This is a genomic window from Ferdinandcohnia sp. QZ13 (genome assembly GCF_031324165.1).
Classification (GTDB): domain Bacteria; phylum Bacillota; class Bacilli; order Bacillales; family Bacillaceae_L; genus Ferdinandcohnia.
On the sequence record NZ_JAVIVW010000001.1, the window covers coordinates 2,342,649 to 2,361,204 of the forward strand.

Annotated in this window: 18 protein-coding genes; 4 read left to right on the forward strand and 14 right to left on the reverse strand. The window is 39.0% G+C overall.

What is annotated here, in order from left to right; genetic code table 11:
* Positions 1-496: 496 nt before the first annotated feature.
* The 5 genes from RGU12_RS11405 to RGU12_RS11425 all read right to left on the reverse strand — a co-directional run bounded on the left by RGU12_RS11405 (position 497) and on the right by RGU12_RS11425 (position 3,922).
* Entirely contained in the window at positions 497-1,450 is a 954-nt protein-coding gene (locus RGU12_RS11405) for a hypothetical protein (RefSeq protein WP_309536202.1), read from the reverse strand.
* Complete coding sequence (locus RGU12_RS11410; protein ID WP_309536203.1) at positions 1,450-2,544, reverse strand: hypothetical protein; 1,095 nt, start codon at positions 2,542-2,544, stop codon at positions 1,450-1,452. The genes RGU12_RS11405 and RGU12_RS11410 overlap by 1 nt, the downstream gene beginning before the upstream one ends.
* Entirely contained in the window at positions 2,541-2,984 is a 444-nt protein-coding gene (locus RGU12_RS11415) for an anti-sigma factor family protein (protein ID WP_309536204.1), read from the reverse strand. The genes RGU12_RS11410 and RGU12_RS11415 overlap by 4 nt, the downstream gene beginning before the upstream one ends.
* A complete protein-coding gene (locus RGU12_RS11420; RefSeq protein WP_309536205.1) occupies positions 2,985-3,560 on the reverse strand; it encodes a sigma-70 family RNA polymerase sigma factor in 576 nt (191 codons plus the stop codon).
* A gap of 104 nt (positions 3,561-3,664) precedes the next feature.
* Positions 3,665-3,922 carry a DUF3949 domain-containing protein gene (locus tag RGU12_RS11425; protein WP_309536206.1) on the reverse strand — a complete coding sequence of 86 codons (258 nt, stop codon included), beginning with the start codon at positions 3,920-3,922 and terminating at the stop codon, positions 3,665-3,667.
* A 214-nt stretch (positions 3,923-4,136) separates the two neighbouring features.
* On the opposite strand from RGU12_RS11425, the gene RGU12_RS11430 reads away from it, so the two are divergent.
* Entirely contained in the window at positions 4,137-4,790 is a 654-nt protein-coding gene (locus RGU12_RS11430; protein ID WP_309536207.1) for a lysozyme inhibitor LprI family protein, read from the forward strand.
* Positions 4,791-4,847: 57 nt separating this feature from the next.
* Here the strand turns inward: RGU12_RS11430 and RGU12_RS11435 are convergent, their stop codons facing one another.
* The 5 genes from RGU12_RS11435 to gatC all read right to left on the reverse strand — a co-directional run bounded on the left by RGU12_RS11435 (position 4,848) and on the right by gatC (position 9,921).
* A complete protein-coding gene (locus tag RGU12_RS11435; protein WP_309536208.1) occupies positions 4,848-5,408 on the reverse strand; it encodes a GNAT family N-acetyltransferase in 561 nt (186 codons plus the stop codon).
* A 384-nt stretch (positions 5,409-5,792) separates the two neighbouring features.
* The gene (locus tag RGU12_RS11440) at positions 5,793-6,458 is read right to left on the reverse strand and encodes an HAD family hydrolase (protein ID WP_309536209.1); all 666 of its coding nucleotides are present in this window, start codon (positions 6,456-6,458) and stop codon (positions 5,793-5,795) included.
* Between the two features lie 254 nt (positions 6,459-6,712).
* On the reverse strand, positions 6,713-8,143 hold the full coding sequence (gene gatB, locus RGU12_RS11445) for an Asp-tRNA(Asn)/Glu-tRNA(Gln) amidotransferase subunit GatB (protein ID WP_309536210.1): 1,431 nt from the start codon (positions 8,141-8,143) through the stop codon (positions 6,713-6,715).
* Positions 8,144-8,158: 15 nt separating this feature from the next.
* The gene (gatA, locus tag RGU12_RS11450; protein ID WP_309536211.1) at positions 8,159-9,616 is read right to left on the reverse strand and encodes an Asp-tRNA(Asn)/Glu-tRNA(Gln) amidotransferase subunit GatA; all 1,458 of its coding nucleotides are present in this window, start codon (positions 9,614-9,616) and stop codon (positions 8,159-8,161) included.
* Between the two features lie 14 nt (positions 9,617-9,630).
* Complete coding sequence (gatC, locus tag RGU12_RS11455; protein ID WP_309536212.1) at positions 9,631-9,921, reverse strand: Asp-tRNA(Asn)/Glu-tRNA(Gln) amidotransferase subunit GatC; 291 nt, start codon at positions 9,919-9,921, stop codon at positions 9,631-9,633.
* Positions 9,922-10,115: 194 nt separating this feature from the next.
* Between gatC and RGU12_RS11460 the strand changes: the two genes are divergently transcribed.
* On the forward strand, positions 10,116-10,433 hold the full coding sequence (locus tag RGU12_RS11460) for a thioredoxin family protein (protein ID WP_116354628.1): 318 nt from the start codon (positions 10,116-10,118) through the stop codon (positions 10,431-10,433).
* Between the two features lie 419 nt (positions 10,434-10,852).
* On the opposite strand, the gene putP is transcribed toward RGU12_RS11460, so the two are convergent.
* Positions 10,853-12,367: a sodium/proline symporter PutP gene (gene putP, locus RGU12_RS11465; RefSeq protein ID WP_309536213.1), complete on the reverse strand. Its 1,515-nt coding sequence runs from the start codon at positions 12,365-12,367 to the stop codon at positions 10,853-10,855.
* A gap of 463 nt (positions 12,368-12,830) precedes the next feature.
* On the opposite strand from putP, the gene RGU12_RS11470 reads away from it, so the two are divergent.
* Positions 12,831-13,133: an iron-sulfur cluster assembly accessory protein gene (locus RGU12_RS11470; protein WP_309536214.1), complete on the forward strand. Its 303-nt coding sequence runs from the start codon at positions 12,831-12,833 to the stop codon at positions 13,131-13,133.
* A gap of 238 nt (positions 13,134-13,371) precedes the next feature.
* Positions 13,372-13,533, forward strand: coding sequence for a hypothetical protein (locus RGU12_RS11475; protein ID WP_309536215.1), 162 nt, complete (start codon positions 13,372-13,374; stop codon positions 13,531-13,533).
* Between the two features lie 57 nt (positions 13,534-13,590).
* On the opposite strand, the gene pruA is transcribed toward RGU12_RS11475, so the two are convergent.
* From pruA to ligA, 3 genes are all read right to left on the reverse strand, one after another.
* Positions 13,591-15,138 carry an L-glutamate gamma-semialdehyde dehydrogenase gene (gene pruA / locus RGU12_RS11480; protein ID WP_309536216.1) on the reverse strand — a complete coding sequence of 516 codons (1,548 nt, stop codon included), beginning with the start codon at positions 15,136-15,138 and terminating at the stop codon, positions 13,591-13,593.
* A 183-nt stretch (positions 15,139-15,321) separates the two neighbouring features.
* Positions 15,322-16,536: a CamS family sex pheromone protein gene (locus RGU12_RS11485; RefSeq protein WP_309536217.1), complete on the reverse strand. Its 1,215-nt coding sequence runs from the start codon at positions 16,534-16,536 to the stop codon at positions 15,322-15,324.
* A gap of 13 nt (positions 16,537-16,549) precedes the next feature.
* A complete protein-coding gene (ligA, locus tag RGU12_RS11490; RefSeq protein ID WP_309536218.1) occupies positions 16,550-18,556 on the reverse strand; it encodes an NAD-dependent DNA ligase LigA in 2,007 nt (668 codons plus the stop codon).

The window sequence follows — 18,556 nt, forward strand, 5'->3', positions numbered from 1 at the left end:
TCCATTTTTTCACAGTTATTTCTTATTCATCATATTCATAAATAGGTTGCCCAGCTTGCCCAATTTTTTTATTTAAGCTCGTTTCTAATAAATTGTTTTTAACTTAAGTTTATAGGTAAACAAGGGTGATTTCCGCTTCTGGCACTCGCTTTCCGCGGCGATCCGCAAGCCTCCTCAGGCCTACATGATGTAGGTCACGAAGCCGTTGCCACAGGACGTGGCGCTCTTAGGCTTCGAACATTAATGCCTCACTGTGGGGTCTCGCTTGGCTCGCTATTCCCGCAGGACATTGAATAGGCTTCCTTGAAACTACATCGCACGAAGAAAATGCGTGCATTTTCGAGGATCTCGTGCCATACGCTCCAATCATTAGAGGGGTCACTTTAGTGTCTAATAATACTTATTAATGGCTATATCAAAAACAACATAGTTTGCGAAAACAGCCTTATTTAAAAATGCGCTTGCCCAAAACCAAAACGCACACTTTCCTTCATTACTACATTTTTTCAACAAGGTTCACAGTTACCAGGTCACTATTAAAAATGGATAACTTATAGGTTCCTTCCCCAAGCTTTTTTGTGCCTCTGTACAATTTTTCTGTCGTGCTTTCCTCATAAACTTCGTCAATGTCGCCTCGTTCCGTTGTATCGATGTTATCCCATGCCATATTTCCGTTATCTAGCTCATTTTTAGAAATCGCAGATAAGAGAATGTTACTTTTTTCACTTACATGAACCGATACATTTGACACTCCATCTACAACCCAGTTATTTTCAAGTGAACCAGGATAGAGTGAAACATGGTTATGTTGTCCACGAACCTCTAGATGTATTGAACTAGGCACAATAATCGTTGGCTCCATTGTCGTGTATGTAGAAAATGGCCCTGCCTGGTCAGCTGGCTCCTTCAAGGTCACGTACATTGTGTCACCAACAGCTTTCGTAAATATATAATCACTTGTTTCCGAAATGATCGGATCAGCTTTTGGGTGAACCGTTGCCTGGTAAACTCCAAACACATGTAATTCATTTTTGGTGGAGCTTTCAATTTTACTAGTTACCCCATTCGTTTCAAGGACAACTCGTTTGATGTCACCTGATAACTTTTCCCCCACAACTGGCAAATCCATTGAACGGTGCTCTGCCCCAATCACACCTTCAACCTTATCAACCAAACCTACTGATGACAACAGAGTAAATCCGATCCCAATCGTTCCAATAATCCCTACGAACATAATACTTAAAAAATCATATTTTACAATTGGATTTTCCTGTTTTGACAAAAAGAGATATACGACAATCTCAATTCCTAAGACGATTAGTATGATTGGCCACCATATAAGCAGTGGCTCCATCATTGGCATTCCCTTTATTTGTGATACAAAAAGGAGAACACCTAGTAAAATCAAAGACAATCCCATTGACACAGAACCAACACGCCATTTTCTCATTACGCATTCTCCTTCCGTTTTTTACTGCCTACCATGAGCTTCAAGCCACCACCGATTAAGAGGATGCAGATGATTGTGCCCTGGAAGTATGTGTAGTAAAAGTATTGGATATCAAAATGAAATACTTTCGCAACCATGGGGCCAACCGTTGGTAATACTACATTAACAAGCAAATAGTAAAGTCCTAATGCTATAAGCCCAAATCCAACCCATTTTTGATGGTTTACAATGTAGGAGACCACGGGAACATCCTCAAGCTCCTCTTCACCATGCTTTGACACCTTCTGAAGGGCATCGAAGAAGCTATAAAACCAAATGATTGGGATTAAAAACAGGAATAAGGATAAGCGAAGTACATCTAAAATATAAATGGCGAATAAAAAGGCCGCCATCAGCTGTATTCCCCGTTTTTGTAAGCCCAGATACAAGTGCCCAGCCCCTGGGAATATTGCAAGAACCGTTGCAAGCGTTTTGCTTTTACGTCCTTGCTCCCGTCTTGTTTCTTCAAAATCCTCTAAAATTGTCTTATCGACCAATTCTTCTCCACGCTGTTTTTTACTCACAAGCTGAACTGCATCAAACATGTTATATACCCAAATAACTGGGAGAATACCAAGAAACACCATGAATGCCCCTTGATCCGTAAATACCGAAATAAATACAACCATCGTTCCTAACCCAAAAAAACCAATTAGAAAAGTTAAACCACGGTTAATCAAGCCTAGCTGAAAATGCCCCAATCCTGGGATAAATGAAAGGATAATCGTATAGAAACGATCTGAGTCATCAGTTCGAACTGAAACGACTTGCCCTTCTTCTGTTTGGATCACTTGCTGATGTTGATTATGCTTGTTATTTCGCAATAGGAAAATAATCATATCGAGCACATTGATTACTCCTACAAAAAATGCAAATATCAGTCCAACTAAAAATGGCTCCTCATACCCTACCATAAACGTTCCGAAGATTCCTATTAAAATTGAGCCAACCGTTCCTGCTCCATAGAGAAACCCTCTTACTTTTCGATTCACATATAAATGGCCAACACCTGGAATAAATGATAGAAAAAATGCCAGCACTGGATTATAACTCATTTTTCTCCCTCCTCATGATTCGTTTCGATTATGTCAAACAGCGATAATGCTTTTTCCATTAAATGATTTGAAACAGATTGTTTTTGCTCTGAAAAATTAGATGTTTCAACAATACCGATAATTCCTGCCATACTCTGGAATACCCCGGTGGACATCAAGGTTAAAGTAACAACTGCGGCAATTCCATAATGAAAAATCGGACTTCGTAAAAACGACTCTTTTTGTTTTCCTTTTCTTACCGGAAGCTTTGTGACCACCTCATCTGTAAAGCGATCATTTTCAAGATTAGGTATCTCCTCAGCTTGGTCTTCTATTAACTCCATATAGATTTCTAAACATTGGTCACAGGAAAATAGGTGATTTTCGAGTTCTTCCCGCTTTGGTTCTTCTAGTTGATCCTTTATATACAACAACCACTCTTCCTTGCTGAAATGCCTCATTTAAAAATCATCCTCCTTCCAATGTTTCTTCATCCAATTTCGGGCTCGATACAGCTTCATTTCAACTGTTTTCACCTCAAGCTGCTGTTCAATAGCGATTTGTTTATAGCTTTTTTCCGCTATGTAATAGGCTTCGATCACCTCGCGATAATTCGCAGGCATATCGTGTAACCGGTTTTTGACCAGTTCTCGTTGTTCTTTTCGTAAAAGTGGAATAACGACACTTTCCTCCGACGAAGAGAGTACTGGAAGATCATCTGGCTCTAAAATCAATTCATTTTGCCTCTGTTTCTTCCGTTTCACATCAATGGCATGGTTTACTGAAATACGGGTGATCCATGCTTTAAAGCCCTGTGCACTGTATTGGGGGAGTGCATAATAGATTTTAAGAAATACTTCCTGTGCCGCATCCTCTGCATCCTTTTCATGACGAAGAACCGGATAAATGGCCTTGAATACTAAATTCTTATATTTTTCAATGAGTAAGCGAAAGGCATGCTCATCGCCTGCTTTTGCCTTCTCAATCAAAACCTCATCTTGAATCGCACTCTCCCCCTTTCTCTTCTGTCTACCCATATAGACGAACTTACACCTACTATACCCTACAGTTTTTCGAAAAAATATTTAAAAAGTTTTTAAGCATAAAAAAGACCCTCTAGAAAGAAGGTCTGCAAAACAAATTATTTATTTCGATGAACGATTTTATAAATTAAGGCTGCGATCAAGGTTGATGGTAAATTTATAGGGCTTCCTTGAAGATTGAATTGTAATTGCTGTTCTTCAAAGGACATGTCTTCGTACGTTTCATTATGTGTTTTTTTCGTTTTCTTGAATTCTTCCTTCGTTGCAGCTATGTTTCGGTACTGAATCGGAATCATCACTAATACATAAAGAAGAAGAACGCCACCGATTACATAAAACAGATAACCATCTTCCATTATCATTTCCCCCTTGGTATAAAAATCATATACCTCATTTACGAATAGCACCCTTAGAAGGTTTCATATAATGTCATTTTGTTAATTTGTACACACATCTCCTCCATAACTGCCATATTCAAACAAAAAGTGACAAATTAATAAGGTAATAATAAGTTATTATGTTAAAATATGTATGAGCTGGAGATTTTCATCACAGGAGGAGAGCCATATAATGAATAATAATAGAAAAAACGTAATCACAATACTGACGGTAGTTTTTGTGATTTTTTTGGTGGCTTGTCAAGACTCATCTGAGAAATCAAGTACCGAGTTAGACAAACCATCTCAAGATAAGCAGACATCTCAAAACAAAAATGACAATACTTCTAATGCGGCTTCAACAGAAACTACCTCAAAGACTGACAACACCGAAAAAGACCCCATTGATACAAGCAAAAATGATGCAAACGAAAAAGGAGATACATCAATTATTGCACCCGAAAAAAAAGCAAAACCATCTTCAAGTGCGACTGCCAGCTTGAAGGATGAGTATCTCAAAAAATTAAATGATACTAAAAAAGAAACTGATGCAATGGAAGCAACAGATACTTCAACCTTCGCTTTAAAAAAAGTGGAAAACGATCGATGGGAAGCTTGGGATGAATTGTTGAATGAAGTTTATGGAATCCTAAAAGGGCAACTTTCAGCAGAAGAGATGGATCAATTGAGAAATGAGCAACGTGATTGGATAAAATATAGAGATGATAATGCATTACAAGCATCTCAAAAATACAAGGGCGGCACTCAGGAACATTTAGAATATGTAGCTGTACTAGCGGATCTTACAGAAGTAAGATGCTATGAATTAGTTGAGGATTATATGTAAGTGATGAAAGGCATTGCTAGTCAGCAATGCCTTTGTGCTACCGTATATATAAAGTTACTACACTATTTTTGCATAGATACATGTATTTCTTAGTTCATTTGTTTCAGGAGACACATCGTCATTTTTTAATATCGCTTCCAATGTAAAGCCTAACTTTTGCGGAATTGCTCTACTCTTCCTATTTGTTTCATCGCACCTTATTTCAACTCTTCTTGCATTCAACTCATTGAAAGCAAAATCAGCAATACCCTTAACCGCTTCTGTCATGTATCCATTTCCACTAAAACGACTATCAATCCAGTATCCAATTTCAAACTTAGGGACAGCCCAATCAATCCTATGTAATCCAGAAGATGCAATGAATTCCCCTGTTTCTTTTAAAAATACTAGTAATCTTAAATCCTCTCTTTTTAAAAAGGATATATGTGATTCTCTAATATTCGATTCAACATCCTGTTCCGAATGCTCTTTTTGAGCGAATGGCATCCACGGTTTAAGCTCATTTATTGAAGCCTTAATGGCATCATGTACAACTTTCCCGTCTCCTGGTTTCGGCATTCGAATAATTAGTCTTTCAGTGGTAAATTCTTCTGGAAACTCTATAAGCATTGGGTTCATTCTTTTCTCTCCCTTTCCAAAATTAACCTTTTTGATATCATAAGTTTTTTAACCATTAAAATCAATAATAAAAAGAGACCCACTCTTTTGTTAAGCCGTTCTCTTTTGGAGTACCCGCTGGGCAAATAGAACATATAAACTCACTATATAAAGCAATGCATTCAGTATACGAATTCGCATGCTTTTTTATTGTTATAATAAGGCTTCCATTGATTTAGGACAATAATTAACAGCGTAAATCGCAGCTAAAATAACAGAAGCATAATAAAAATTATGCTTCTGTTATTTACAGTGCGAATTTGTATGTTAATTCCATAACTAAAAAACGACAGAATAACTGTCGTTTCAAAATTCATATTCAACACAAGCACCCGTTTTTAAGATTTATTTACACAATATCAAATGACTGAATTGCGCTACTGTTTCAAAGTAATATTTAGACTCCCTTTTCATCTGCTCCTTGATTTCAGGAATACTGTGAGACCATCCGGCAGCCGCAAAATCTACATTACAACTTTTCGCCATCTCCAGCCCAGGTTTTAGGTCATCTAACATTAGTGCTTCACTTTCTTGAAGATTAAAACGCTTCAAAATTTCCTTTATTGGGTAAGAATGCGGTTTTCTCTGGTGTTCAGGAAGTTCCCAACCAAAGATTGCATCTGGCAAAAATCCACAATGGATAGAATAATCTCTTTCGATTCGACTTCTTTCAGAATGGGAAACAACCGTCACAATTCCGCCTTGTTTTTTAAATTCTTGAATTGTTTCTGTAAACATCTCATAAAAGTCTGGTACCGTTGATTCGGTATATTTTTTCCATACTTCTTGTTGATGTTGAAGTTCTTCATCAGTAAATTTAATGATGTCTTTACATAAAGAAGTAAAACCCGGATTGAAACAATATCCAACAAATTCTTTAAGGGTAATAGTCCTCTCATTCGGTCTTAGATTTTTAAGTGCTTCGATAAATGATGGGTAATGTATTTCTGGTGTACTTTTTACTGCGGTGTCGTCGTGGTCTAAGATTAAGCATTTATATTTTAAAGCCATCATATCCTCCTAATAACTGTATACCCTAATCATTAAAATATAATTTTATTCAGTATTTCTTTTATCCTTGTATTAAAGTGAAGGAGAGCCGTTCAAATAATAATCTTAACATAATCACCCTTTAAACGTGCTAAAAGCAGTGCGATTTCATTTGAGAAACACACTGCTATTATAGTTGTTTTTATATTCACTTTTTAGTATGCGGGTACCTCAAAAGAGAATGGCTTACTCTTTTGTAGGTCCCTTTTTTTCAATTACAGCTTATTCATTTCTTCAACAAGGATTTTGTTAACCAATTGTGGGTTAGCTTGTCCTTTTGTTTGTTTCATAACTTGACCGACTAGGAAGCCGATTGCTTTTCCTTTTCCGCTCTTATAATCATCAACAGATTGTGGGTTGTTTGCGATAACCTCAACGATGATCTTTGTTAGCGCACCTTCATCCGAAATCTGAACGAGTCCTTTTTCCTTCACGATCGCTTCGGCATCTCCGCCTTTTTCAATTAATTCTTTAAAGACCGTTTTCGCAATCTTAGAAGAAATCGTTCCGTTCTCGATTAGCTTGATCATGCCCGCAAGACTCGCTGGAGTTAAGGCAATTTCATGTAGTTCCTTTTGCTCTGCATTTAGGTAACCAGAAACCTCACCCATAATCCAATTGGATGCTTGCTTTGCATCTGCACCGTTCGCAACTGTTTCTTCAAAGAAATCTGAAGTTTCTTTCGTAACAGTAAGTACAGCTGCATCATATTCCGGCAGACCAAGTTCTTCGATATAACGTTTTTTACGAGCGTCTGGAAGCTCAGGAATTTCAGCACGAACTCTTTCCATCCATTCATCGTCAATATATAGTTCCACTAAGTCCGGTTCAGGGAAGTAACGGTAATCATCAGAGCCTTCCTTAACACGCATTAAAATAGTTGATTTTGACGATTCATCATATCGGCGTGTTTCCTGCTCAATCACGCCACCTGCAGATAATACTTCTGCTTGGCGAATTTCCTCATACTCAAGACCATTTTTAACAAATGCGAATGAGTTTAGGTTCTTTAACTCTGTCTTTGTTCCAAACTCTTTTTGACCGACAGGACGCAATGAGATGTTGGCATCACAACGGAGTGAGCCTTCCTCCATTTTACAGTCAGACACACCTGTATATTGGATGATCGATTTTAATTTTTCCAAATAAGCATATGCTTCTTCAGGCGTACGAATGTCTGGCTCTGATACGATTTCAATCAACGGTGTTCCTTGACGGTTCAAATCGACCAATGAATAGCCTCGACCTGAGTGAGTTAGTTTTCCGGCATCTTCTTCTAGGTGAAGACGAGTAATCCCTATCTTTTTCTTTTCACCATTCACTTCAATTTCAATCCAGCCATGCTCACCGATTGGCTTATCAAATTGAGAAATTTGGTAGGCCTTTGGATTATCCGGATAAAAATAGTTTTTACGGTCAAATTTTGTATCCTGATTAATCTCACAGTTTAAAGCCATGGCAGCCTTCATTGCCCACTCAACAGCTTTTTTATTAATGACTGGAAGAACACCTGGGTATCCTAATTCAACGACACTCGTTAATGTATTAGGAGCAGCCCCGAATTCGTTTGGCGCGCTTGAAAATATTTTTGATTCGGTTTTAAGTTCGACGTGAACCTCCAACCCGATAACTGTTTCAAACTTCATTTTTGTTTTCCCCCCTTACAGTTGTGGTTTTTGTTTATGATGATCGGTTGCTTTTTCGAATGCATCTGCAACTCGATAAATGGTGCTTTCATCAAAATGCTTTCCTATAATTTGGAGTCCTAGTGGTAATCCATTTGAAAAACCACATGGAACTGATATTCCTGGTACACCCGCTAGGTTCACCGGGATGGTGAGGATATCATTGGCATACATAGTAAGTGGGTCATCCATGTTTTCACCAATCTTAAATGCTGGTGTTGGTGTGGTAGGTCCAATGATCACATCGTATTTTTCAAATACATCTTCAAAGTCCTTCTTGATTAATGTCCGAACTTTCTGCGCTTTTTTATAGTAAGCATCATAATACCCTGAGCTGAGCGCAAACGTTCCAAGCATGATACGACGTTTTACCTCGTCCCCAAAGCCTTCGCTTCTTGTTTGCTTGTACATTTCAATCAGATTTTCGGCATTGTCTGTGCGGTATCCATAACGAACCCCGTCAAAACGCGCAAGGTTTGCAGATGCCTCTGATGATGATAGTAAGTAATAAGTAGCAAGTGCATATTTAGAATGCGGAAGGGAAACTTCTTCCCATGTCGCACCAAGTCCTTCAAGAACTTTTAAGGCATCCAGAACAGATTGACGAACTTCCTCAGTTACACCCTCACCAAGATATTCCTTTGGCACTGCGATTTTTAGGCCCTTTACATCACCAGTGAGTGCAGCTACATAGTTTGGCACGTCCACATTAGCAGAAGTCGAATCCATCGGATCCACTCCAGAAATCGCCTGTAAAAGATATGCATTGTCCTCAACTGTGCGAGTAAGCGGACCAATTTGGTCTAATGACGACGCAAACGCGATTAAGCCAAAACGTGATACTCTTCCGTATGTAGGTTTTAAACCAACCACACCACAGAATGCTGCAGGTTGACGAATGGAACCACCTGTATCGGAACCAAGTGAGAATAAGACTTCTCCTGCTGCAACAGCTGCTGCCGAACCACCACTAGAACCACCTGGAACACGTTCGAGATCCCATGGGTTTTTTGTTGCCTTGAAGCTAGAGTTTTCATTTGATGAACCCATTGCAAATTCGTCCATGTTCAGCTTACCAACCGTAACCGTTTGAGCCTTCTGAAGCTTTTGTACAGCTGTTGCATCATAAATAGGATCAAAGTTTTCGAGAATTTTACTTGCTGCCGTGGTACGAAGGCCTTTTGTGACGATATTGTCTTTTACACCGATTGGCATACCAAATAATAGCCCCAACTCGTCGCTGTTTCCAACTGCTTCATCTAATTGCTTTGCATATCCTCTTGCATTTTCTTCATTTAATGTTAAAAAAGCTTGTACCTTATCATCAACCGTATTGATTCGCTTAAATGATTCGTCTACAAGGTCCGATACTGAAATTTCTTTTTTATGTAAAAGTGAATGTAATTCTGAGACTTTATGATCAAAAAGTGACAACCTTTCTCCCCCCTTTATTCAATGATCGCAGGTACGCGGAATTGTCCGTCCTTTGCATCTGGTGCATTTTTTAATACTTCTTCAACTGGTAATCCTTCTTTTGCGACATCTTCACGCATCACATTTTTCACAGACAGAACATGTGAAGTTGGCTCCACATGTTCTGTATCTAATTCATTTAATTGCTCAGCAAACGAAATAATCCCATCCAGCTGCTGTTGGAACATCTTTGCTTCATCTTCCGTTACAGCTAAACGTGCTAAGTTTGCAACATGTTTTACTTCTTCAATCGAAATCCTCGACATTTCCCTTCACCTCCACCGTCCATACAATATACTGATAATATCAAAAATTACTGGCGTTCGGCAACATTTCCTCCCTCATTCTTCCCGAATTCGAAAAGAACCAACGCGAAAAATTGGGTCGGGCAAATTATTTTTCTTTTCGATCTGGAATTTGTTATAGTAAGATTGCAATTATTGGATGTGGAGGGATAGAAATGGAAAGAATTACTTCTGTCGAACAGTTTAATGAGATTATTCAATCTGAAGGGGCCATTATAAAATTCGATACAACTTGGTGTCCGGATTGCCGACGCCTAGAAGCGTTCATTGGTGAGATTCTTGAAACGCACAACAGTGTTCCTTGGTACAGCATGGACAAGGACGAGTTCCCTGAAATCGCTGAAAAATATAATGTCATGGGAATCCCAAGTCTCCTTTATTATAAAGGTGGAGAAAAGCTTGGCCACTTACATAGTGCAAATGCGAAAACTCCTGAGCAAGTAAATGAATACCTTGAAGGATTAGGGATCTAATATCGTTATAGAAATGCCGTTACTTGTTTGTAGATAATGAGTAACGGCATTAATTTATGTGGGTTACATTTCTAATAACGTCTTTTCTCTCTTGCATTTGAGCTCTCGTGTAGGTTTTCGAACTAAGGGTGTCCGAATTATCCTCGTATTTGGACTCATGTCAGGGATTTCTCGCTCGTCGTTTCAAAATCAATTTCGATATTGGACTCATAACCTTGATTTTTTCGCCAGACTGTCCAAATCAGACTCACATTTTGACTCGCTACCTCACTTTTCTCGTGGTACTATCCAATTTAACCCCACATTTTGACTCACGACCTTAATTTCCTCGCCAGACTGTCTTATACATCAGTCCTCGTTCATCTTTCAACCATAACTCAAAAATCCCTCATAATACTATGAGGGATTTTCAACTTAGTCTATGCGTTTTTCAGTTTTTCTTTTACCTCGTCAAATTCATCTTGGATTTCTTGGGACGGTGCTTTTGTAACTAAGCTGACGACGATAATCGAAACTAGGGCAAGTAGGAAACCTGGAACGATTTCATACAAGCTAAATTGAATGACGGCTTCTTTTATAACCTCTCCAGCCTCATTCAATTTAGGTGTAGAAAGAATACTCCAGACAACGACTGTAACTGCTCCTACGATCATTCCGGCTAACGCTCCCCAACGATTCATCCGTTTCCAGAATAGGGAGAGAATGATAACAGGACCAAATGCAGCTCCAAATCCTGCCCATGCATAACCCACCAAATCTAATATCTTACTATCACGATCATAACCTAGGAAAATAGCAACTACGGCAATCACAAGAACAGCAATTCTACCTACCCACATTTCTTCTTTTGGACCCGCATTCTTTTTAAAGATCGCTTTATAGAAGTCCTGTGTCAGGGCACTTGAAGAAACAAGCAATTGAGAATCAACTGTACTCATGATCGCTGCAAGAATCGCAGCTAATAAGAATCCAGCCACCCATGGGTTAAATAATACTTGCGAAAATACGATGAATACCGTCTCTGCATTATCTAGTGGGGTATCAGCAAAGTACGCAATACCTGTAAAACCAATAAAGATTGCACCAAATAATGATAAGACCATCCATGTCATCCCGATAAAACGAGCTTTCGGAATTTCTTTTGTGGACTTAATCCCCATAAATCGAACAATAATATGTGGCTGCCCAAAATAACCTAGGCCCCATGCTAACAGTGAAATAATCCCTAATGTCGTCGCTCCAGACATGACATCTAAATAACCTGGATCAATGGCCCCAATCTTATTTACTGTCTCTCCCCATCCACCTAATTCAAAGATAGTGACAATCGGAATGATGATTAATGCTAAGAACATCAAGATCCCTTGAACAAAATCGGTCCAGCTTGCAGCTAAGAAACCACCAAAGAATGTATAGGAAAGGATAACACCGGCTCCAACCCATAAGGCGAGTTCATAGTCCATCTTAAATGAGCTTTCTAAAAGAATGGCTCCACCGACAAGACTTGCAGAAGTATAGAAGGTAAAAAACACTAAGATAACAACCGCGGAAATAACACGTAGAAGCTTTGAATTGTCACGGAATCGGTTCTCAAAATAATCGGGTACCGTAATCGAGTCCTTTGATACCTCTGTATACACTCGGAATGGCTTCGCAATAAATTGCCAGTTCAAGTAAGCACCTATCGACAAACCAACGGCAAGCCAAATTTCACCCATTCCACTAGCATACAATGCACCAGGCAAACCAAGCATGAGCCAACTACTCATATCAGACGATCCAGCACTTAATGCAGCAACTCCAGCACCTAGTCGTCTTCCTCCTAGTACATAGTCTGTTAGATTTTTTGTCATTCTTGCGGCCAGAATACCAATGACTAACATCCCTACAAGATAAATAATAATGGCTGTTAACGTTTGTGGATTAATATCCATGTTTAGACATCCTCTCCTTTGTCAGTAAATAATGTGATTGCTGATAATACGATTAACGAAAGCATTGGCACGAACAACCAAAACCAGGTGGCACCTGTTAAACCATATTCCACACTTTCACCCCTCTTCTTTGTTTTTTTCTATCCTTATGCAGCTATATACAATTTCATGATAATTCCTATTTTTCGATAATAACTGCACATCACAAAAAACACTAATTAATCGTAACATAATATCTTTTACTGAACAGATTGAATTTTCAAAATCCAAATTAACAATGTATAATTATTCATATTTTTAGATTAAATTTGCAATATGAATCTAATAATCTAATATCTATTCATGAAAACTAATAAAATTAAATTGAACTTTTTTCTAAAAAAAGCTATATATTTGTTATTTTTCAGAAATACTGAGAAAATAAGTAGTATAAAATTTTTTAATTGGAAATGGGAGAATCAGGATGAACGTAAAAATTAATCGTAATGCGGCAAAAGTAATGCAGAAAATGCTCGAAAGTGAAGAATCTAAAGGAAAAATGCTTCGTGTTATCATCACAGAACATCATGGTAACCACGCCCATTATGCCCTTCAATTTGATAACCCAACAGAGCACGACGAAATTGTTAAAACCGATAAAGGTGTCGAGGTCCTTCTTGATACGAGGGATGCAGAATTTTTAGATGGCATTTGGATCCAATTTTTCTACGTTCCTGAAGAACAATTTGTGATCACAAATCCTAAAAAAGGGCATCATCACCATTAAAAGCAGCTAGAACCGGCGCGGCAATTCTCCGCGCCTTTTTGTTTGCTCTCATTCAGTCAAGAGACATTTCTACCAATTTCAATGACGTTTTCATTATCTTTTTCTATAAAATGTAAATAGTTTGTATTGTTACTGTAAAACAAGTCTTTTACTGGATTGTCTGTTGTATATTGTATCTAGATTGGCAGCTTGGTCAGCCAATCAAAAATATGAATATTATCTGGAGGTAGAGTAACCAATGAAAAAAAACCTAATGTTTAAAATTGGAGCATCCCTACTAGCAATTTTCTTAATGACAGCATGTAACAGTGAAGACACTGATACTGATCAAGAGCAGCCAGATACAGAACAAACCGATCAAACAGAAACAGAAGATGGAGCAGAAGAGGATACAGAATAAGCAAGTAAGTCCTATTTAAATAACTCCCACTCTACAACAAGAGTGGGAGTTTTATTTTTACAGCATTTCTGAAGTTGTTTTTGCTTGCATATGAAGGATAAGGTAGTCTGGGCCACCTGCTTTTGAGTCTGTTCCAGACATATTGAACCCACCGAATGGTTGATAGCCTACAATGGCACCCGTACATCCACGATTGAAGTAAAGATTACCCACGTGGAAATCTTCCTTTGCTTTTTCGATATTAGCTCGGTTGTTTGAGATTACTGCACCTGTTAATCCATACTCTGTGTTATTTGCAATATCAATGGCATGGTCGAAGTCCCGTGCTTTACAAAATGCCACAACAGGTCCAAAGATTTCCTCTTTCATGATGCGCGCATCCTCTGCTACATCAGCGAAGATTGTTGGTTGGATGAACCAGCCTTTAGAGTCATCCCCTTCTCCGCCATGAAGAAGCTTCCCTTCGTTCTTTCCAATTTCGACATAGCCCATAATCTTGTCATATGCACCTTGGTCATTAACAGGTCCCATATATGTTGCCTTTTGTGCTGGGTCACCTACTGTTAACTCTTTTGTTAACTCAACTGCACGGTTTAGCACCTCATCATATACATCTTCTACTACAACTGCTCGTGAACATGCTGAACATTTTTGTCCAGAGAATCCAAATGCAGATGCAACAATTGATTTAGCCGCAAGTTCTAAATCTGCTTCTTTATCAACAACAATTGTATCTTTACCGCCCATCTCTGCAATGACGCGTTTTAGCCAGATTTGCCCTTCATTCAATTTGGAGGCACGTTCGTAGATTCGCAGACCAACATCACGTGAACCTGTAAAACTAATAAAACGAGTTTTCGCGTGATCCACTAGGTAGTCGCCAACTTCAGAACCACTCCCAGGGATATAGTTAACAACCCCTGCAGGTAGTCCTGCTTCTTCAAGAACCTCCATGAATTTCGCAGCAATAACTGGAGTTGTACTAGCTGGTTTTAGTAATACCGTGTTACCTGAAACTAAGGCAGCCGTTGTCATGCCTGCCATAATCGCAAATGCGAAGTTCCAAGGCGATATGACAACCCCAACACCTAATGGGATGTAAGTAAAACGATTATGTTCAATTGGACGGCTTTCTACTGGAATGCCATCCTTTAATTTCAACATTTGACGTCCATAGTACTCCATGAAGTCAATTGCTTCTGCAGTATCTGCGTCCGCTTCATTCCATGGTTTACCCGCTTCTTTTACAAGAATTGCAGAAAACTCATGTTTGCGACGCCGTACAATCGCTGCAGCTTTAAAAAGAATATTAGCACGCATTTCTGGGCTTGATTTTCTCCATGTTTGGAAAGTTTCATACGCAACCTGCATGGCATTTTCAGCCAACTCACGATTAGCTTTTGAAACACGACCAACAACTTCTTCCTTGTTAGCAGGATTAACAGAGACGATTTTATCTTCGGTTGAAATGCGTTCACCACCAATGATTAAATCATAATCATTGCCTAAATATGCTTCAACAGTTTTAAGGCCGGCCTCAAACGCTTTCTTATTTTCTTCAATTGAAAAATCCGTAAATGGTTCATGTTTATATGGTACTACCATTCTACTCCGCCTCCCTTATAGTCTTAAAATGTAACAATATCATTCTACTAAAATAAAGCGCTTTCTTCAAATGATATTCTGCCCTTATGGTAATTCGATAATTTTCGAGTAGTTCCAATTAATGACGACAACAAAACGAAAAAACAAGACCTACCGCAAATGGGTAGATCTTGTTTCATACGTTTAATTATAAACATGGACAATCGGTTCACTTTCACCTGCATCCCGAACGATGACACTTTCTGAACCACTTTCAGATTCGATATAAACCTGAAGTGATATATAGTTATCAAAGTGCTCCATAATTAGGCCTGTTACATATTGTGTAAATCCTATTACCTCGGCTTTTCCATAGAATTGCATTGGAATGGTTAACGTTAGCTCCTTTAATTCTTCATCCTTGTAAAAGCCTTTTCCGACAACTGCTGTGAAATTCGGGAAAAAGTCTGCAATTGCATCTGAAAAATTTTGGACCATTAAGGCATCGTCGGGATAATTGCTTTTTGCATCGTTTGATGGGAAGAAGTAATACTTTTCATTAATCGTTTCCCATTTCCCAATTTTGGAGGAATTCGCGTCTACTTTTGCCTTCATAATAAAATTACCCGGAGCAACGGAACTAGCCGCCTCCTGTTTAAATAATGCAACCACGATAGGAATATCGCGAATACCTTCATATTCTTTCTGGGTTCGAATTCGGTTAATAATTTCCTCAGCTGCTTTTTTACCTTCTCTTTCAATATCAGCATCTGAAATTTTTATATCTCTCGGATAGCCACCCATCGCGGCTGGAAGATTATAATAGTGATGAGAGTTCATCCCTATCCCAATCATAATCCCGCCAACCTCTAATTTATCCTCGTTATTTTTAATTAAATAATTCTGCTCCGTAATTGCCCCAATATAAATCGGGCTCTTCTGCATCGCCGCTTCATATCCAGGATCCTCATTTGATGTATCAAAAATCGGGTTTAGCCCTTCGTTTGGTAATGCTTTTGGGTTTTTCGGGTTTTTTGCCGCTTCATACGCTTTTTGCTGAGCATCGGATCGTTTTCTTTTTAACCAATCTTGTACCGTATTTTTTTCTAAATACTGACCTTCCTGAAAAAAGTATTTATCCGATGGGAATGAATCCTGAGCGATTCGCATCAATCCCGTCTCAAATTCATCAATATCCAAACGATTGTTAATATATGCTGAGACAATCCCTCGTGCTTTGCCTGTTTTATAAGGGATGACCGCCTTATAGTAGGAATCTGAAATATTATATCTAGGTATAATCGCCTTTTCCGCTTTTTTATCTGAATTCTGAACGACCTCTGTCTCTTGTCCAAATTTCGGTGCACATCCAGATAAGAGAAGCAGCATCGCCAAACCTAGAATGTATAGGTTTCTCACGTTCGAACACCTCTTACTTCCTTAGTTCTTGTACCAGTCTGTCCTCGTCCCAAATCTCAATTTGCAATTCTTGCGCTTTTGTAAGTTTTGATCCTGCTGCTTCACCCGCAACTAAAAGATCTGTGCTTTTACTTACGCTACCTGTCACTTTTCCTCCAAGGGCCTCAATTTCTGCCTTTGCTTCATTTCTAGTTAATTGCTCAAGCTTACCTGTGAGGACGATGGTCTTTCCAGCAAAGTAGGAATCACTATCCTCCACTGATACAAGCTTAGGGCCTTTATACTCCATATTTATTCCATATTCACGCAGTTCATTTAAAAGTTCATGAACCTCTGGTTGCTCGAAATAGGTGACAACTGCATCTGCCATTTTTTCACCAATTTCATTAATGGATGTCAGTTCTTCCCGAGTTGAAACCTGTAGCTTCTCCATTGTTTCAAAATGCTGCGCCAAGGTCTTTGCAGCCTTTGCCCCGACATGGCGAATTCCTAAGCCAAATAAAAGCTTTTCTAAAGAATTCGATTTCGATACCTCAATAGCCGTTAGCAAGTTATCAGCTGATTTTTCACCCATTCTCTCAAGATTGATTAACTGTTCCTTTGTCAGTGTGTAGATATCAGCTACATCGGTGATTAATTTCTCATCAAACAATTGTGAAATAACCTTTTCTCCGAGACCGTCAATATTCATCGCATTACGAGATACGAAATGAATCAAGCCTTCCCTAATTTGGGCAGGGCATTTTGGGTTAATACAGCGTAAAGCGACCTCTCCGTCTAAGCGAACTAACTCACTATCACAGTCAGGACAATGTGTCGGCATGAAGAATTCTAGCTCTTCACCACTCCGTTTTTCAACAAGAACATTCACAACCTCCGGAATGATGTCTCCCGCTTTTTTCACAACAACATAGTCCCCGATTCGGATATCCTTTTCCCGGATTAAATCCTCGTTATGAAGGGATGCCCGCTGAACTGTTGTACCCGCAACACGAACAGGCTCTAAGATTGCTGTTGGAGTAATGACTCCCGTTCTCCCCACACTTAATTCGATATCAATTAATTTTGTAACAACCTCTTCTGCCGGAAACTTATAGGCGATCGCCCAACGTGGACTTTTTGCTGTAAAACCGAGCTCATCCTGTTGGTCGAATGAATCAACCTTTATTACAATTCCATCAATATCATACGCAAGGGATGGACGCTTTTCTGTCCATTCTGAGATGTATTCAAGAACTTCCTCGATAGTCGTACATTTTCTGCGTTCTGGATTTGTTTTAAAGCCTACTTCATCAAGCATATCAAGCCCTTCACTATGTGAATCAACGCCTAAATTCGTAGTGTCCGCAATAGCATATAAAAAGATATCGAGATTCCGACTTGCGGCAATTTTCGGGTCAAGCTGCCTTAATGAACCTGCTGCTGCATTCCGTGGATTAGCAAATGGTTCTTCCTCGTTTTCAAGTTTTGCAGCATTTAGCTTTTCAAATGACTTTCTAGGCATGAACGCCTCCCCGCGCACCTCAATATCAAGTGGCTTCTTTAAACGAAGAGGAATAGAACGAATGGTCTTTAAATTAACGGTAATGTCTTCTCCGATTGTTCCATCACCACGTGTTGACCCTTGGACAAAGCGCCCTTGTTCATAGCGAAGTGACACTGCAAGACCATCAATCTTTAGCTCACACACATAGGAAATTGAATCACCAACTGCCTGTCTGGCACGGCGGTCAAAATCACGTAAATCCTGCTCATTGAAGGCATTTCCTAGACTTAGCATCGGAATTTGATGCTCTACTTTTTGAAAGGATTCAAGAACTTGTCCACCGACGCGGACTGTAGGAGAATCCCCCGTCTTCAATTCTGGGAAATCCTCCTCAAGCTGAATCAATTCCCGCATTAACCGATCATATTCCGCATCCGGTACAGAAGGCTTATCCAACACGTGGTATTCATAATTGTACTGATTTAAAAGCTCATGTAGTTCATGAACTCTTGTTTGTACTGTTGTTTTGTCCAT

Bases quoted from the DNA above. Each gene is read 5' to 3' on its own strand.
- RGU12_RS11440 (WP_309536209.1), bottom strand. From the start codon at position 6,458: ATGGCTTTAAAATATAAATGCTTAATCTTAGACCACGACGACACCGCA.
- putP (WP_309536213.1), bottom strand. From the start codon at position 12,367: ATGGATATTAATCCACAAACGTTAACAGCCATTATTATTTATCTTGTA.
- RGU12_RS11425 (WP_309536206.1), bottom strand. From the start codon at position 3,922: ATGGAAGATGGTTATCTGTTTTATGTAATCGGTGGCGTTCTTCTTCTT.
- RGU12_RS11405 (WP_309536202.1), bottom strand. From the start codon at position 1,450: ATGAGAAAATGGCGTGTTGGTTCTGTGTCAATGGGATTGTCTTTGATT.
- RGU12_RS11430 (WP_309536207.1), top strand. From the start codon at position 4,137: ATGAATAATAATAGAAAAAACGTAATCACAATACTGACGGTAGTTTTT.
- RGU12_RS11460 (WP_116354628.1), top strand. From the start codon at position 10,116: ATGGAAAGAATTACTTCTGTCGAACAGTTTAATGAGATTATTCAATCT.
- RGU12_RS11435 (WP_309536208.1), bottom strand. From the start codon at position 5,408: ATGAACCCAATGCTTATAGAGTTTCCAGAAGAATTTACCACTGAAAGA.
- RGU12_RS11470 (WP_309536214.1), top strand. From the start codon at position 12,831: ATGAACGTAAAAATTAATCGTAATGCGGCAAAAGTAATGCAGAAAATG.
- pruA (WP_309536216.1), bottom strand. From the start codon at position 15,138: ATGGTAGTACCATATAAACATGAACCATTTACGGATTTTTCAATTGAA.
- RGU12_RS11420 (WP_309536205.1), bottom strand. From the start codon at position 3,560: ATGGGTAGACAGAAGAGAAAGGGGGAGAGTGCGATTCAAGATGAGGTT.
- RGU12_RS11410 (WP_309536203.1), bottom strand. From the start codon at position 2,544: ATGAGTTATAATCCAGTGCTGGCATTTTTTCTATCATTTATTCCAGGT.
- gatB (WP_309536210.1), bottom strand. From the start codon at position 8,143: ATGAAGTTTGAAACAGTTATCGGGTTGGAGGTTCACGTCGAACTTAAA.
- ligA (WP_309536218.1), bottom strand. From the start codon at position 18,556: ATGGACAAAACAACAGTACAAACAAGAGTTCATGAACTACATGAGCTT.
- RGU12_RS11415 (WP_309536204.1), bottom strand. From the start codon at position 2,984: ATGAGGCATTTCAGCAAGGAAGAGTGGTTGTTGTATATAAAGGATCAA.
- RGU12_RS11475 (WP_309536215.1), top strand. From the start codon at position 13,372: ATGAAAAAAAACCTAATGTTTAAAATTGGAGCATCCCTACTAGCAATT.
- gatC (WP_309536212.1), bottom strand. From the start codon at position 9,921: ATGTCGAGGATTTCGATTGAAGAAGTAAAACATGTTGCAAACTTAGCA.